The sequence below is a fragment of the Aeromonas molluscorum genome (assembly GCF_051376105.1).
Taxonomy (GTDB): domain Bacteria; phylum Pseudomonadota; class Gammaproteobacteria; order Enterobacterales; family Aeromonadaceae; genus Aeromonas; species Aeromonas molluscorum.
This window is the reverse complement of the sequence record NZ_JBPQCY010000001.1, coordinates 1,077,751-1,092,830: the sequence shown is the minus strand read 5'-3', so window position 1 is coordinate 1,092,830 and position 15,080 is coordinate 1,077,751. Positions and strand designations below refer to the sequence as shown.

The following is a 15,080-nucleotide window of genomic DNA, read 5'->3' as shown; positions in this document are numbered from 1 at the left end:
GGCAGCAGCGGCTGCCTTTTTTTATTTTTTATTTAAAACATAACCTTATTTACTGTTAAATGGATTTTTCTCCATTGGCTTTACATTTTTTCTGACATTCCCTGAAAGATTAGCGGGAGGAAGCCGGTTCTATTTACTGACCCGCGCCGCGGTTCATTCAACCCCGACGACCTCTTTTCAGAAGGAATATGAACATGAAGAAATCGATCGCTCTTGCCTCTGCCATGACTGGCCTGCTGGCCCTGGGCAGCCAGTTTATCGCAACCCCTGCCATGGCTGCCGACGAGAAAGAGAAGTGCTTCGGTGTGGTCAAGGCTGGCCAGAATGACTGCGCGACCAAGACCAGCTCCTGCGCCGGGACCGCCAAGGCTGATGCGGCGGGCGATGCCTTCGTGGTCGTGCCAAAAGGGCTGTGCGAAAAGCTGGCCGGTGGAAGCCTGCAGCCGAAGTAAGTACTCATGGGGCGGCGCTGTTCACTCGTCGCCCCTTCCTCCTTGTATGCAAGGGAGACAGGGTTAATGCACTCCTCCATCGGAATTGGCCTGCGCGCCCGTCACTACCAGACTCTGCTGGCAGAACGCCCCGATATTGGCTGGCTGGAAGTTCACAGCGAAAACTATTTTGAGCCCCACAGCCGGGCTTTTCATGTACTCAACCAGTTGGCCGAGCACTACCCCATAAGTCTGCATGGCGTCGGCATGTCCCTGGGCTCGAGCGATCCCCTCGATGAGGGCCATCTTGCCCGGTTGCGGGCCCTGGTCACGGCAATCAAGCCTGTGCGGATCTCTGAGCATTTGAGCTGGGGCAGTGTGGATGGCCGTTACTTCAATGATCTGTTACCCATGCCCTACACCCGGGCAGCTTTGGCTCAGATGAGTGACAAGATAAAGGCGGTGCAGGATCAGCTGGGGCGCGAATTGCTGATCGAGAATCCCTCATCCTATCTGCAATTTGCAGAGGGTATGCCGGAGTGGGACTTCCTGGCACAACTGCAGCAGCACAGTGGCTGTGGCCTCTTGCTCGATCTCAACAACCTCTATGTCAGCGCCTTCAATCATGGCTTCAGTTGCATGGATTATCTGGCAGCCATCGACCTCGAGACGGTCAAAGAGATCCACCTGGCCGGCTTCACCGACAAGGCACTCGAACAGGGCAACCTTTACATAGATACCCACAGTTGCCCCGTGGTGGAACCCGTCTGGGCACTCTACCGCGCTATCTGCGCCAGGCGCAGCATACCGACCCTCGTTGAATGGGATCTCGAGATCCCGGCGCTCTCTGTGTTGATCGCCGAAGCCGACAAGGCCAGCCAGATAGCAGAGCTTGCCATGGTTCGGCGCCAGGAGAATCACCATGTCTGAGCAGGTTGGCTATCGATCTGACTCAGGATCTGTCGGGGCGCTGCAGCGGGAATTTGCCGCCAGTCTGCTCGGCGAGCCAAACGAGGTTGCGGCACATCTCCAGCAAGGGCGTTTTCCTCCCGAGGCCTTGCTGCAGGTCTATCGCAACAATTTCATCCTCAGTCTCACCGATGTGCTCTCCATCAGTTATGCCGCGACCCAGGTCATGGTGGGGGAGGTTTTTTTTGCCGCCGCTGCCCGTGGTTTCATTCTGGCCAACCCGCCAGGAGAGGGCAGTGTGACTGGCTATGGCGCAGGGTTCGCCGACTGGCTCGAGGCGTTGCCGACCACGGCGCATCTGCCCTGGTTGACAGAATTGGCTCGTTTCGAGTGGCAGTTGGAACGCGCGAGCCTGTTGCCATTCGAGCATCGCCAATGGCCAGCGGAGGCGCTGGCTGCGTTGGCGCCGGATGAGTGGGACAGGGTACGTCTGCTGGTTGCCAGCAATCTTGTCTTGCTGTCGGTTAGCGCCGACGTGGTCGGCCTGTGGCGGATGGCATTGGCAGACGCCGAGACGCCCGCCCAGCTGCTGCAGCCCGGTTGGCTCGCATTGCAAAAACAGCCTGACTTCAGCGTCATCCCATTGGCGCTTGACGAAGCGCAGTATCAATTGCTCCAGGCTTGCCGCCAGGGGATCCCCTTGGCAGAGCTCGATGGCGAGCTACCGCCTGGCGCCCTTTTGCCACAACTCGTCACGCAAGGCCTGTTGGTGTCATTTTCACTCGGCGCCGAGTCGGGCCCTGGCGCTCAATAGGAAAACAGAAAGGAATCATCGGATGGAACATCTCATTGTACGTGGTCAACAACTGGCCGAGCGCTGGCAGGGAGCCCTGTCGGGCTGGGTATTGTTGCTGGCGCGTCTCTGGGTCGCCCAGGCCTTTTTTCGTTCGGGCTGGCTCAAACTCAATGCCTGGGATTCGACCCTCTATCTGTTCGAGTTCGAATACCAGGTGCCCTTGCTGCCCTGGCAGTGGGCCGCTTATATGGGGACGGCCACCGAGTTGCTGATCCCCGTGCTTGTGCTCCTCGGCCTGCTGACCCGACCCGCCGCCTTGTTGCTGTTTGGCTTCAATATCATCGCTGTCATCTCTTATCCGACCCTGTGGCCGAGTGGTTTCTTCGATCACCAGTTATGGGGGTGGATGTTGCTGACCTTGCTGGTGTGGGGTGCGGGTCCCTTCTCGCTGGATCGCTGGCTCACCAGGCATCGATGAGGCGGCAACCAACCGGAAGTCTCGCCTCTTTGGTGACTTGGGCCACCGGCGAGTCACATTGCTAAATGGGAATATTTTCATGCACCATGGTGCCGGTCATTGGCCGGCATTTTTATGGGCGAGGGCCCGGGGAGCAGGGATGAAGATAGCCATACTGGACGACTATCAGGAGGCCGCGCGCGAGCTGACCTGTTTTGCCAAGCTGGCAGACCATGAGGTGACACTGTTTCGGGATCCAGCCCGAAGCGAGGCCGAGCAGGTTGAGCGGCTAGGTCCGTTCGATGCCCTGGTGCTGATCCGTGAGCGCAGTGAGATCGATGAACGCCTGCTGGCACAGCTGCCCCGGTTGCGGCTGATCAGCCAGACAGGCAAGGTCAGCCAGCATCTGGATCTGGCTGCCTGTAGTCGCCATGGGGTCCTGGTCGTGGAGGGAAATGGCTCACCGGTGGCGCCCAGCGAGCTGTGCTGGGCGCTCATATTGGCGGCGAGCCGTCAGTTGCCCGCCTATTGGCAGGGGCTGCAACAGGGGCGCTGGCAAGATAGCGGCAGCCTGGGGCTGGGTCGCTCTTTGGCTGGCCTGACTTTGGGGATCTGGGGGTTTGGCAAGATAGGACGCAGGGTTGCGGCTTTCGGTCAGGCCTTTGGCATGGAGGTGCTGGTGTGGGGCAGTGAGGCGTCCCGCGCCCAAGCCCGCAGCGCAGGTTATCGGGCGGCGCCGAGTCAAGCGGCGCTGTTTCTCGCGAGCGATGTGCTCAGCCTGCACCTGCGATTGTGCGAGGCAACCCGCCACTGCGTTACTGGTGCAGATCTGGCGCTGATGAAGCCTGATGCCCTCTTGGTCAACGTCAGCCGGGCCGAACTGGTGGCTCCCGGTGCCTTGCTCTGTGCGCTCAGCGCCGGACGGCCCGGTTTTGCCGCTCTCGATGTGTTCGAGCGCGAGCCATCGAGCCAGGATCCCTTGCTCAGCCTGACCAATGTGATAGGCACACCCCACTTGGGCTATGTGACTCGCGACAGCTACGAACTCTATCTGGGGCAGGCTTTTGACAACCTGCTCGCGTTTGCCGCGGGGGCGCCGGTCAACATGGCTAACCCCGGTTGTGGCTGGGAGACAAGAAAGTGAGGGGCCGTCAGGCCACTCTGGCCGACATCCCTGCATTGGTGGCGCTGCGCATGGCGCTCTTTATCGAGCTGGGGGAAGCGTTGGGTGGGCAGGAGGAGGCGCAGCATCAGGCCAGCGTCGACTATTTCAGTCGCGCCATGGCCGAGGGCAGGCTCATCTCCTGGGTGGCCGAGGATGAAGAGGCGGCCAGCGGATTGCTGGCGGTGGGCAGCCTGACCCTGTTCGAGAGGCCCCCTTATCCCGGCAATCTGGCGGGCAGGGAAGCCTATCTGCTCAACATGTATACCAGACCGGCCTGGCGCAAGCGGGGGCTGGCTAGCCGATGCCATGACCGCCTATGCCGACCAGCGCGGGTTTGGCAAGCTCTGGCTCCATGCCAGCGATACCGGCCGCCCAATCTATGAGCGGGCCGGCTTCGTGGGCCATCCTGGTTATCTGGAACGGGAGCCGGGTTAGCTGCGTTTACCCGGCAGCATATTGGTCAGGGTGTTGTCCTTGAGCACATGGTGGTGATAGATAGCAGCCAGGGCATGCAGGCCTATCAGGAAGTAGCCCAGCGTGGCCAGTGTCTCGTGCCACTCCTTGATGGATCCCTTGAGTGCGTTATCTGCCGGGATCAGCGCAGGCAGAGAGAGGCCAAAGAAGGGGATGGGTTTGCCGCCGGCGCTGAGCAGCAACCACCCGAGCAGAGGGAGCGCTATCATGAGGCCGTAGAGTGCAAGATGGCCCAATTTGGCAAACTGTTGCTGCCATCTGGCGGGCGGCGGCGTAATGGCGGGGCGGCTAAACAGCAGGCGAGCCAGCAGCCGGATCCAGACCAGGGCAAATACCAGCAACCCCAGCATGAAGTGCCACTCCTTCATGGCATCACGCCCCTCACTGCCTTTGGGAAAGAGGTCCCGCAGCTCCATGGCGGCATAGACGGCGGCGATCAGTAACAACATGGCCCAGTGGAGCAGGATAGATATCCTGTGATAGCGTGGATTGACGGAGCTAGGCATAGGGATTCCTCAGCAAGGGGCATTTGCCCGCACAGTTTGCAAGGTTACGCCTCCTGGAGGCAGTAGAAAAGAGGGCAACCGGCTCTGCTTGAAACAAATACCCATCAGTGATTGAGCGTCATCCCCTGCCATTGTCGATTCATTGCGCGATCGCACCGCTAAACTGAACCCTGCCTGTACTGAACCCCCCTTGCCGATTGTGGCCATCTCCCCCCTTGTTTAGGCTGGCCGCCTTTTGATTATTCAAGATGGCGGACATGACGGATATGGCACAACAGACAGGCAAGAAGGTAGCATTGTCGCTGCTGCTGGCGATGGGCACCCTGGGGCTTGGCGGCTGCATGGGGCAGATGGGGCTCTCCTCCATGGTGACCAAAGGCAACCTCAAGGTGGTGGATAACCGTTATGGCCGCGCCGGTGTCTTCGTGCTGCTCTCTCCCGTCTATGGCCTGGCAGCGACAGCGGACCTCTTCATCTTCAATACGGTGGAGTTCTGGTCCGGTACCAACCCCATTACGGGCAAGTCTCCTGCGCTGGTCGACCATCAGGTGGATGCGGCCATCAAGGTGAACCAGCACCTGGATGGCGCCCTCAAGACAGTTCCCCTGGCGAGCCTGCCCAGCGGAGTGCGCAGCATGGACATTAGCTACCCGGATGCCGACAACGCCCTGATGGAGCTGCACTATGAGGATGGCAGCCGCAGCACGATGCGAGGCCAGCGTCGGGACGATGTGGTCGATCTCTACTATCAGGGACGCCTGGTCTCGACGTTGACCCAAGCCGACTTGGGCCGACTGGCTGCGGGGCAACATTCCCTGGGATAATGGCTCAACCGGTGCAGATTCCGGTGTAATATGCTCCCTTCGTCGCATATTGCCTGCGGGCTAGGGGAGTCGCTTATGACCATTCAGGGTCTCCAATTATCGGAATTGATGGGCTCCCTCAGCCATGCACTCGACATGACAGAGGGACAACCCAGAGGGCATTGCATCCGCTGTTGCTGGATAGGCTGCCAGCTGGGGGAGGCCTTGGGGCTCAGCGCCTGTGAACTGCACGATCTTTACTACACACTCCTGCTCAAGGATCTCGGTTGCAGCAGCAATGCGGCGCGCATCTGTGCCCTCTATCTGACCGATGATCACCAATTCAAACGCGATTTCAAATTAGTTGATGGCTCCCTGTCCGAAGTGGTCAATTTTGTGCTCGGCCATACCGGGCTGGAGGCCAACCTGCTTGGGCGCTTTCGCAGCCTGTTTCACATCTTTCGCAACGGCGACCAGATAGCCCATGAGCTGATCCATACCCGTTGTCATCGCGGCGCCGAGATAGCACGTCAATTGCGCTTCAGTGATGGGGTCGCCGATGGCATCCTCTCTCTCGATGAGCACTGGAATGGCAAAGGACGCCCCGAGGGGCTGGCGGGATCTGCGATCCCGCTGTTTTCCCGGATAGCCTTGCTCTGTCAGGTGGTGGATGTGTTCCATGCCTCGGCGGGGAGTGCATCTGCCTTGGCCGAGATCCGCTCGCGTAGTGGTACCTGGTTCGACCCAGCCCTGGTGCTCTGTTTTGAACAACTGGCCGATGACGCTTTCTGGCAGGGGCTGGCCTCGCCCGAGCTAAGTGATCGGGTCTTTGGCCACCCGGCCGGGGAGAGCGAGGTGACGCTGGATGAGGATTATCTGGACGAGATCGCCGCCGCATTCGGTCAGGTCGTGGACTCCAAGAGCCCCTACACCGCAGGACACAGCAGCCGGGTCGCGCTCTATGCCGATATTCTGGCGACCCAGCTAGGCCTGCCAGAACCCCGCCGGCGCTGGCTAAAGCGAGCCGCCTTGCTCCATGATGTCGGCAAGTTGGGGGTGAGCAATACCGTGCTCGACAAGCCGGGCAAGCTCGATGCGCAGGAGTGGCGAGCGGTGCAGATGCATGCCGCCTACACAGAAGAGATACTGGGGCGCATCGGCGCCTTCGGCGAGCTGGCCAGCGTGGCGGGTGCTCATCATGAACGTCTCGACGGCCAGGGTTATCCCAAGGGGCTGACGGCAGATCAGATCTCCCTGGAGACCCGCATCATCACCACAGCGGACATCTTCGATGCCATCACTGCCAAGCGTCCTTATCGGGATGCCATTCCGGTGCCTAGAGCGCTGGCCATGATGGAGGAGAGTCTGGGCAGTGCCATCGATCCCGACTGTTTCGCCGCCTTGCAGGCGGGGATCCAGGATTTCTCCATCTACCTCAGCCCTGAACAGCCGCAGGCGAGTTGATCCCGTCATCAATCCCTACTCGCTGACCAGCCCCGCTTCTGCGGGGCTTTTTCATTTTCGCGCCGAGGGGCTGGCGTATGGCTGCAGCACCAGCCCCAGCAAGCGCCCCAAGTGGCTGAGCTGATCGATGAGCTGGCGGTTGAGCCAGAGGTAGCCGTTGATGGCCGCGTCTCCTTCGCCACTCCCCCGAACCTGGGCTACTGCATCATGTAGCAGGACGATGGCGTGCTCGGCCTCTTGCAGCTCACCGCTCTTGAGCATGAGCGCGAGCTGGGTGATCGCCGCTTCGGTGGCCCGCTGACAGTCACGCAGCGCCGGGGTGCTCTGCATCAGGAAGTGGCTCTGGCGATCACTCCAATAGGTGTTGGCCAGCATCTCCAGGATGCAGAGGGTGTTGCGCATTGAGGTCTGGATAGCTTCAAACAGGCTGCTGTTCAGACGGGTTTCCTTGACGGCGGGGGTCAGCAAGGGGCGCAGACTGACCACTTTGGAGAGCAGCCGGGAGTGGCTCTGGGCAAGCTTTGGCCGCTCCAGAATATTGGGGGAGAGGTGGGTGTGGTAGAGGCGGTGTGCCTGGAGCAGGGTGTCATGCATCTGCAGCCGCCAGTGGCTATAGGCGCGCTGGGGATAGATGCTGCAAAACAGCAGCGCCAGCAGGGAGCCGAGGATCACATCGCCGCTGCGCCACAGCGCCGTCTCTATGTCGCCGGGCATGGCCCCCATGGTGACGCCAAGGGTGATGCCGATGAGCAAGCCGACGTAGGGGCGTTTGCCGAGTGCCAGATAGCCGCACAGAAACATGATGCAGCTGCACCAAATCAGGGTCAGCGGCAGGGAGTAGAGCTCCAGATAGAGCGCCACCACGCCACAGGCCGCCCCGAAGATGGTGCCGACTACCCGTTGCAGGGCCCGTGACAACACATTGCCCCAGAAGGAGATGGGACCCATCACCACCACTAGCGTGATGAGCGGCCAGGTGCTCTCCGGCAGCTTGAGTTCACGGGTCAGCAGGAAGGTGAGGGTGAAGGCCAGTGCAATGCGCAGGCCGTGCACCAGGCGGTAGCGGCCATAGATCAAGAGATCGAGTCGGGAGAGGGGGGCATTCAGGCGCAAGGGCATCGTCTCATGGTCAGATTGATACGCTCTCTCGGCCGCATCGCCGGTTTCAGGCCATGGGTCATGGGAGTGGGTGGATCCATACCCGCTCGCCTACCCCGGTGGTCGATTGGGCCGGGTCTGTCTCGATGAGGCAGTTGGCTGCGAGCAGGGCACTGGCAGGCTCTACTTGCAGGGTACCACTGGCGTCCTGCGTGGCATGGCCTGGCTGCTCCCCTGTGCATTGGCCCGGGATGTCTGTCATGACCCGGGCCATGAGGCGCAGCGGCTGCCGATGAATGCCCTGGTTTGCTGAGCGGGCATCATGGGGCGCTGCCAGCGATGGCGCCTTGCCATCGTCACCGCGGGGCACGGTCAACCGGGCACAGATGAAGTCGGCAATGGCGGGCAGATCGTCAACGTTGAACTGGGGCAGGGCTGTGTCTTTGGGGGTATCGCTCACCAGCGCCACTATATCCGGGTCATCCGGGAACAGCAGTGGTCGGCCAATGGCGCCGCGATGCAGCTCTATCTTGGGGAAGTGCTGATGCTTGAAGCCTTCAACCAGCAGCAGATCGAGTATCTCCCAATCGAAGCTGGCCAGCAGATCGGAAAAGCGGGCTTCCCCATTCGGGGTTTCGACGATGCGGGCATGGCGCATGCTGGAGGCGGCCATCACCTGACTGGCTCCGGCCTTGCGCAAGCGATAGCTGTCCTTGCCCGGCTGGTCGATGTCGAAGTCGTGATGAGTATGTTTGAGTACCCCCAGTCGCAGACCGCGCCGATTCAGGAGGGGAATGAGCCGTTCCAGCAATGTGGTCTTGCCGGTGCCGCTCCAGGCCACGAAACCAAGTAAGGGGAGCGGAGTGACTGTCATGACCGCGTCCCTCCCGCCAAGGGGGCGTTCGCGCGCAGCAGACGCGTTTCATAGGCGGCCAGTTCGACACTGTCATTGAGATTGATGAAGGCATCGGGCTGATCGACAAAGCTCACTGCCACCATCTGGTGTCGGGCAAACCAGCGGCCAGTCTTGCGCTCCCCCGTTGCCAGCGCCTGTTGCAGGGAAGGGAGCAAGGAGCGGTGCAGCAGAGCGACCACGGGCTGCAGATGGCTGCCATCATGGGCCACCACCAACTTGGTGGCTGGCGTCAGTGCGGCCCGAAAACGGCTCATCAGATCCAGCGGCAGCGCAGGCCCGTCACAGGGGACGAACAGTACCCAATCGTGGCGAGCGGCCGCAAGGCCTGCCTGCATACCGGACAAGGGCCCCAGGAAGTCGTGGTTGCCATCCTCGATGACGGGGGCCAGGGCCTGGTAGCGTGCCTGATTGCGGTTGGCGTTGATCAGTACCTCGTCCACCTGGGGTCGCAACCTGTCCAGCACATGCTCGATGAGCGGTTGGCCCGCCAAAGGCACCCAGCCTTTGTCCTCGCCGCCCATGCGGGTGGCGCGGCCACCGGCCAGGATCACGGCAGAGACGGGGACGTTATCAGTGTTGGTTTCGATTTCTGGCGTCATGTCGCTCTATCAGACTGGGTGAAAGTGAGTCGGGCCGCGGGCCCGTCGGGGCACCACAGCCGCTGGCAGCGGCGAGGCGACAGCGGCTGCGAACCACTTGGACGCGGCTTTTATCTTGCGTCAGGCGGGTCATCAGGGCAACGGCATTTATAACCGGATATACCCCGTCCCGCGGTGATCCAGGTCAATCTCGATGGCCTCGGCCCCTGACGGTGGCGGGTGACTTTTCAGGACAAAGGGCGAGCGGGCTCCCTTTGATAATGATGGATGGCGAGTTTGGGAGGGCGTCATGTCGTCTCGCTATCTGCCAGTATGCGCTCGATGCGGCTATCCGGCACCAGCCAGATCAGGGCGACCAGCAGATAGAGGAGCTGGGCCAGCCACTGGGCCCAGAAGGCGGCCGCTATGGCGCAAAAATAGAGGGAGGCAGATATCTTGCCCTTCCAGTCGCCGCCAAGCGCCCGCTTGAGCAGTGAGTTGGCCCCCTGAGAGGCAATGATCAACGCTTGCAGGATAAAGTAGGCGATGGCCGTCATCAGCAGCACCATGCCATAGAGCGCAGTCGGCAGGCTGGCGAAGTGGTTCTCCCCCATCCAGCCGGTGGCAAAGGGGATCAGGGATAGCCAGAACAGCAGGTGCAGATTGGCCCAGAGAATGGGGCCTGTTATGCGACGGCAGGTGTGGAGCATATGGTGGTGATTGTTCCAGTAGATGCCCAGGTAGAGAAAGCTCAATACATAGCTCAGGAACACGGGCAGCAGGGGAGTGAGAGCCTGCCAGCTGGCGCCGTGAGGCACCTTGAGTTCCAGCACCATGATGGTTATCAGGATGGCGATGACGCCGTCACTGAACGCTTCCAGTCGATTGCTTCCCATTTGGGCTCCTTAAAGTCAATGGTCTGGCATCTGAGCCTGGTGGCCGGGGCAGGAACAGCGTACCGCCATAAGGTGTTTTGCCGCTGATGGCGCGCTTGCCGTAGGGCAAGCGTGCTGATCCGCCTGGGGTCGTCATGGGCACCCTGTCAGGCAGCCCGGGCCGGGCCCCTTGAGCTTAGCCGCTGAACAGAGTTTGCCGGATGGGAGGGCAGGGCGGGGTAAGCGACTTTATGCCCGGCTTCACAAAAAGCATGGGGCAAAAGTTATATGATTGTTCGTATTGTGCGTCTCACTCCTTCGCCGCAATGGCGCTTCCCACGTATCAAAGAGAATGACTATGGCTACTGGACAATATCTGCTCTGGAAAGATGCAGAAGGCAATGCTTTTCGCCCCGTCTCCCTCACCGGCACCGACCTGCTCAACAACCGCTACCTCAACAAGAGTACGGCCTTCACCGAACAGGAGCGGGCTGACTTTGATCTGGACGGCTTGCTGCCGCCTCAGGTGCAGACCTTCGAAGCCCAGCTGGAGCGGGTCTATCAAGGCTTTCAAAGCGCCTGCAGCGACATAGAGAAGTATCAGTATCTTCGCGCGCTGCAAGACAGAAACGAGACCCTGTTCTATGCCCTGCTCTCCCTGCACGTCGAGGAGATGACTCCCATCATCTACACCCCGACCGTTGGTAAGGCGTGTCAGGAGTTCAGCCACCGCTTCCAGAAGGCGCGCGGCCTCTACATCACCCCGCAGAATGTCGAGGACATGGGCTCCCAGGCGCGCCATTTCGATGGCAAGGCCATTCGCATCATAGTGGTCACCGACAGCCAGGGCATTCTTGGCATCGGCGATCAGGGGGTGGGTGGCATGGGCATCCCTATCGGCAAACTCTCCCTCTATACCCTGGCCGCCGGTATTCATCCGGCTTGCTGCCTGCCCATTGCCCTGGATGTGGGCACCGACAATCAGACGCTGCTGGACGACCCCATGTACTTGGGGCAGCCCCACAAGCGCATTCGTGGCAAGGAGTATGACGACTTCATCGACAAGTTCGTCGCCGGGGTCCAGCGCCACTTCCCCAATGCGGTGCTGCAGTGGGAGGATTTCAGCAAGTCCAATGCTTTCAACAACCTGGCCCGCTATCAGCAGACACAACCCTCCTTCAATGATGATATTCAGGGCACGGGGGCCGTGGTGCTGGCCGGCATCATAGGGGCGGTCAAGGTCAAGGGGGAGACCCTGGGCCAGCAGAACTATCTGGTTTATGGCGCCGGAGCCGGCGGGGTCGGGGTGGCGGATCAGATCTGCGCAGGCCTCATTCGCGAGGGGCTGGATCCCCAGGCGGCGCGCGATCGCATCTATATCCTGGATACCCAGGGGCTGGTGTGTGACAACCGTGAAGGGCTCGATGAGTACAAGCGGCGTTACGCCAAGTCGGGCACCCTGCTGGCCGAGTGGGACACCGAGGCCCCTGGCCGAGCCAGCCTCACCGACGTGTTGCGCCATGTGCCGGTGACCGTACTGCTCGGCACCAGCGGTGTGGGTGGTGCCTTCAAGGAAGAACATATCCAGCTGATGCTCGAGCATTCGGCCAAGCCCATGGTATTCCCCCTTTCCAACCCGACCGCCAATTGCGAGGCGCTGCCGTTGGATGTCTATCGCTGGAGTCAGGGGCGCGCCGTGGTCGCCACCGGCAGTCCCTTTGCCGATGTCGAGTATGAAGGGGAACGCTATCGCATCGGTCAGGGCAACAACGTCTTCATCTTCCCTGGGGTGGGGCTGGCGGCCATCGTCAGCCAAATCAAGGAGCTCGGCGCCGACATCTTCACCACGGCCGCTTTCGCCCTGGCCGAGTGCGTGAGTGAAGCCGACTTGGCGCGGGGTACCGTCTTCCCCCCGATCCGCGACCTGCGCGCCATCTCGGTGCGGGTTGCCACCGCCGTGCTCAAAGACATAGTGCGCCGGGATCCGACCCATCCGCTGATTGGCCAGGATCTGGAACAGCATATCCTCAACCATATGTGGGAGCCGACTTACCTGCCTTATCGCCGTGTATAGAGGCGTTATCCGTGTCAAAACAGGCGACCTTGGGGTCGCCTGTTTCTTTTTAGGCTCGCAAAATAGACAAATAAAAATTTATCCCTTAGGCAAACGATTGGAATTTGCCAGAAATGTGCGTAAAATCGCATCCTCGATGCTTGTAGCAACGAATCCCGCCTAAAAGGTTAGTTTCACGCCCTCCCCAAGCAGTAAAAGGTAAAAATTGATGCTTTTTTGTGTCAACCCTGCCTTGAAAATATGTAGTGATGATTGAAAAGTGTGAAATATCACCCTCAGTCGTCAAAATCGTAAGGACGCTCATGTTTTCCTTAGTCAAGCAAAGTGTCGCCGGGCTGCAGATCCTGTTTGTCGCCTTCGGTGCCATGGTGCTGGTGCCCCTGCTCACCGGTTTGAATCCCGCCATGGCCCTGCTCGGTGCCGGTGTGGGAACCCTGCTGTTCCAGCTCTGCACCCGCCGTCAGGTGCCGATATTCCTCGGTTCCAGCTTCGCCTTCATTGCTCCCATCATCTATGCCACCCAGACTTGGGGTCTGCCCTCCACCATGTTCGGCTTGTTCGCCGCCGGTTTCATGTACTTCATCCTGGCGGCGCTGATCCGCGTGCGTGGCATGGGCTTTGTGCACAAGCTGCTGCCCCCTGTGGTCATTGGCCCGGTTATCATGGTGATTGGTCTCTCCGTCGCCCAGGTCGCGTGCAACATGGCCATGGGTCGTGCCGGTAGTGACCAGGTCGTAGAACCAAACACCGCCCTCATCCTGGCGGGTATCTCCCTGGCGGTCACCCTGATTGCCGCCGTGTTCTGCAAGGGCTGGATCAAATTGATCCCCATCCTATCCGGTGTGGTTGCCGGCTATGTGGCGGCCATCTTGATGGGGCAGGTGAGCTTTGAGGGCATGGCCAATGCGCCTTGGCTGGCGCTGCCTCATTTCGAGACACCTGAAATCAACTGGGCTGCGGCGTTGTTCATGCTGCCGGTTGCCATCGCGCCTTGCATAGAGCACATCGGTGGCGTACTCGCCATCGGCGGCGTGACCGGCCAGGATTACACCAAGAATCCTGGCCTGCATCGCACCCTGGCCGGTGACGGCATCGGTGTCTGCTTCGCCGGTTTCATCGGTGGCCCTCCCGTCACCACCTACGCCGAAGTGACTGGCGCCGTGATGATCACCCGCAACTTCAACCCGGTCACCATGACCTGGGCTGCGGTGTTTGCCATCATTCTGGCCTTCTTCGGCAAGTTCAACGCCCTGCTCACCTCCATTCCCATGCCGGTCATGGGCGGCATCATGCTGCTGCTGTTCGGATCCATTGCTGCCATCGGTCTCAAGACTCTGATTGAGTCTAAGGTCGATCTAGGTCTGGCTCGCAACATCGCCATCGTCGGTGTGACCCTGACGGTCGGGGTGGGGGCGCTCGAGCTCAAGATTGGTGACTTCGCCCTGGCCGGTGTGGGCCTGGCATCCATTGCCGCCATCCTCCTCAACCTGATCCTGCCCGCCCACTCGCAGGAGGGGGCGATGGCGTCGGCCAAGGATTAAGCCAGCGTCCGTTGCTAGACAGCCCATGAGAGGCCACCCCGGGGTGGCCTCTTTCTATTGGCCGGGACGGCAAGGGCTCAAGGCCCGCGGGCTTGTTCTTTGAGCGGCTACAATCAGGGGCGCAGTGAGTTGCAATGGGCTAACAAGGAGAAGGCGATGAAGATGGCATGGATTCTGGCACTGTTCGGGCTGGTATGGGGCGGTGCGAGTCAGGCGGGCCCGGTCAGTTATGACGTCGATGGTCAAGGGTTCGAGGGGTTCTACCTTGGCAGCGACAAGCAGGCTCCTCTGGTGCTGCTGGTGCATGACTGGGACGGTCTGACCGACTATGAGGTCAAACGCGCCGAGATGCTGGCGGCGCTGGGTTATAACGTGTTTGCCGTCGACTTGTTTGGTGCCGGTGTGCGCCCGACCCAGATGGAGGAGAAGAAGCGACTCACCGCCGCGCTCTATCAGGACAGACCCAGGATGCGCAAATTGCTGATGGCGGCGCTGGGCGAGGCACGGCGATTGGGGTGGCGTCTCGACAATGTGGTGGCGCTGGGTTACTGCTTTGGCGGCGCAGCCGTGCTGGAACTCGCCCGCAGTGGCGCCGATTTCAAGGGCATAGTGAGCGTTCATGGCGGCCTGACCACGCCCCCCGAGCAGGGCTACAAACAGACCAAGGCGAGCCTGCTTATCCAGCATGGCAGCGCGGATCAGTCGGTTTCATTGAAAGATTTTGCCACGTTGATAGGAGAGCTGGAGGCGGCCGGTGTGACCCATGAGGCGACCAGCTACAGCGGTGCCCCCCATGCTTTCAGCGTCTTTGGCGGCCCCAATTATCGTGCCGACGCCGATGCCAAATCCTGGCAGCGCTTGACCGAGTTTTTGAGCGAGGTGACCAAAGGTTAGAGGGGACGTGGTGGTTAACAAGAGGTCAGTTTGTCTCCGACGCCATGCTGGCATGGGAGAAGGGCGCTCTGGCCATCCCGCAGGTGAGATAGGAAGGAG

At 60.5% G+C, this 15,080-nt stretch carries 14 protein-coding genes and 2 pseudogenes; 11 read left to right on the top strand and 5 right to left on the bottom strand.

Features of this window, described 5'->3' with window-relative positions; all coding sequences use genetic code 11:
• The first annotated feature begins 194 nt into the window (after positions 1-194).
• From ACSMDR_RS05160 to ACSMDR_RS05135, 6 genes and pseudogenes are all read left to right on the top strand, one after another.
• Entirely contained in the window at positions 195-452 is a 258-nt protein-coding gene (locus tag ACSMDR_RS05160; protein ID WP_436467440.1) for a BufA1 family periplasmic bufferin-type metallophore, read from the top strand.
• Positions 453-518: 66 nt separating this feature from the next.
• A complete protein-coding gene (gene bufB / locus ACSMDR_RS05155; RefSeq protein ID WP_436467438.1) occupies positions 519-1,361 on the top strand; it encodes an MNIO family bufferin maturase in 843 nt (280 codons plus the stop codon).
• Complete coding sequence (locus ACSMDR_RS05150) at positions 1,354-2,154, top strand: HvfC/BufC family peptide modification chaperone (RefSeq protein WP_436467436.1); 801 nt, start codon at positions 1,354-1,356, stop codon at positions 2,152-2,154. Before bufB ends, ACSMDR_RS05150 begins: the two co-directional genes overlap by 8 nt.
• Positions 2,155-2,176: 22 nt before the next feature.
• Positions 2,177-2,614, top strand: a complete 438-nt coding sequence (locus ACSMDR_RS05145) for a DoxX family protein (RefSeq protein WP_005902502.1) — start codon at positions 2,177-2,179, stop codon at positions 2,612-2,614.
• Between the two features lie 139 nt (positions 2,615-2,753).
• Entirely contained in the window at positions 2,754-3,737 is a 984-nt protein-coding gene (locus tag ACSMDR_RS05140; protein WP_436467433.1) for a D-2-hydroxyacid dehydrogenase family protein, read from the top strand.
• 50 nt (positions 3,738-3,787) lie between these two features.
• A pseudogene (locus tag ACSMDR_RS05135) lies at positions 3,788-4,193 on the top strand (GNAT family N-acetyltransferase).
• On the opposite strand, the gene ACSMDR_RS05130 reads toward ACSMDR_RS05135, so the two are convergent.
• Positions 4,190-4,738 carry a cytochrome b gene (locus ACSMDR_RS05130; RefSeq protein ID WP_005902510.1) on the bottom strand — a complete coding sequence of 183 codons (549 nt, stop codon included), beginning with the start codon at positions 4,736-4,738 and terminating at the stop codon, positions 4,190-4,192. The pseudogene ACSMDR_RS05135 and the gene ACSMDR_RS05130 overlap by 4 nt on opposite strands.
• Before the next feature lie 266 nt (positions 4,739-5,004).
• On the opposite strand from ACSMDR_RS05130, the gene ACSMDR_RS05125 reads away from it, so the two are divergent.
• A complete protein-coding gene (locus tag ACSMDR_RS05125; RefSeq protein ID WP_436468199.1) occupies positions 5,005-5,562 on the top strand; it encodes a DUF3332 domain-containing protein in 558 nt (185 codons plus the stop codon).
• Positions 5,563-5,637: 75 nt separating this feature from the next.
• The gene (locus tag ACSMDR_RS05120; RefSeq protein ID WP_436467431.1) at positions 5,638-7,005 is read left to right on the top strand and encodes an HD-GYP domain-containing protein; all 1,368 of its coding nucleotides are present in this window, start codon (positions 5,638-5,640) and stop codon (positions 7,003-7,005) included.
• A gap of 51 nt (positions 7,006-7,056) precedes the next feature.
• Here the strand turns inward: ACSMDR_RS05120 and ACSMDR_RS05115 are convergent, their stop codons facing one another.
• The 4 genes and pseudogenes from ACSMDR_RS05115 to ACSMDR_RS05100 form a co-directional block, all read right to left on the bottom strand.
• Positions 7,057-8,118, bottom strand: a complete 1,062-nt coding sequence (locus tag ACSMDR_RS05115) for an FUSC family protein (RefSeq protein ID WP_436467429.1) — start codon at positions 8,116-8,118, stop codon at positions 7,057-7,059.
• A 367-nt stretch (positions 8,119-8,485) separates the two neighbouring features.
• Positions 8,486-8,977: pseudogene (gene mobB / locus ACSMDR_RS05110) on the bottom strand (molybdopterin-guanine dinucleotide biosynthesis protein B); the annotation flags it as partial.
• Positions 8,974-9,618 carry a molybdenum cofactor guanylyltransferase MobA gene (gene mobA, locus ACSMDR_RS05105; RefSeq protein WP_436467427.1) on the bottom strand — a complete coding sequence of 215 codons (645 nt, stop codon included), beginning with the start codon at positions 9,616-9,618 and terminating at the stop codon, positions 8,974-8,976. The pseudogene mobB and the gene mobA, both read right to left, overlap by 4 nt.
• Positions 9,619-9,905: 287 nt before the next feature.
• Positions 9,906-10,493: a TMEM175 family protein gene (locus ACSMDR_RS05100; RefSeq protein WP_005902296.1), complete on the bottom strand. Its 588-nt coding sequence runs from the start codon at positions 10,491-10,493 to the stop codon at positions 9,906-9,908.
• Between the two features lie 337 nt (positions 10,494-10,830).
• Here ACSMDR_RS05100 and ACSMDR_RS05095 point away from each other — a divergent pair, with 337 nt between their 5' ends.
• The 3 genes from ACSMDR_RS05095 to ACSMDR_RS05085 all read left to right on the top strand — a co-directional run bounded on the left by ACSMDR_RS05095 (position 10,831) and on the right by ACSMDR_RS05085 (position 14,981).
• Positions 10,831-12,546: an NAD-dependent malic enzyme gene (locus ACSMDR_RS05095; protein WP_436467424.1), complete on the top strand. Its 1,716-nt coding sequence runs from the start codon at positions 10,831-10,833 to the stop codon at positions 12,544-12,546.
• 302 nt (positions 12,547-12,848) lie between these two features.
• Entirely contained in the window at positions 12,849-14,087 is a 1,239-nt protein-coding gene (locus tag ACSMDR_RS05090) for a uracil-xanthine permease family protein (RefSeq protein ID WP_436467422.1), read from the top strand.
• Between the two features lie 156 nt (positions 14,088-14,243).
• Positions 14,244-14,981 carry a dienelactone hydrolase family protein gene (locus ACSMDR_RS05085; RefSeq protein WP_436467420.1) on the top strand — a complete coding sequence of 246 codons (738 nt, stop codon included), beginning with the start codon at positions 14,244-14,246 and terminating at the stop codon, positions 14,979-14,981.
• Positions 14,982-15,080 lie beyond the last annotated feature (99 nt).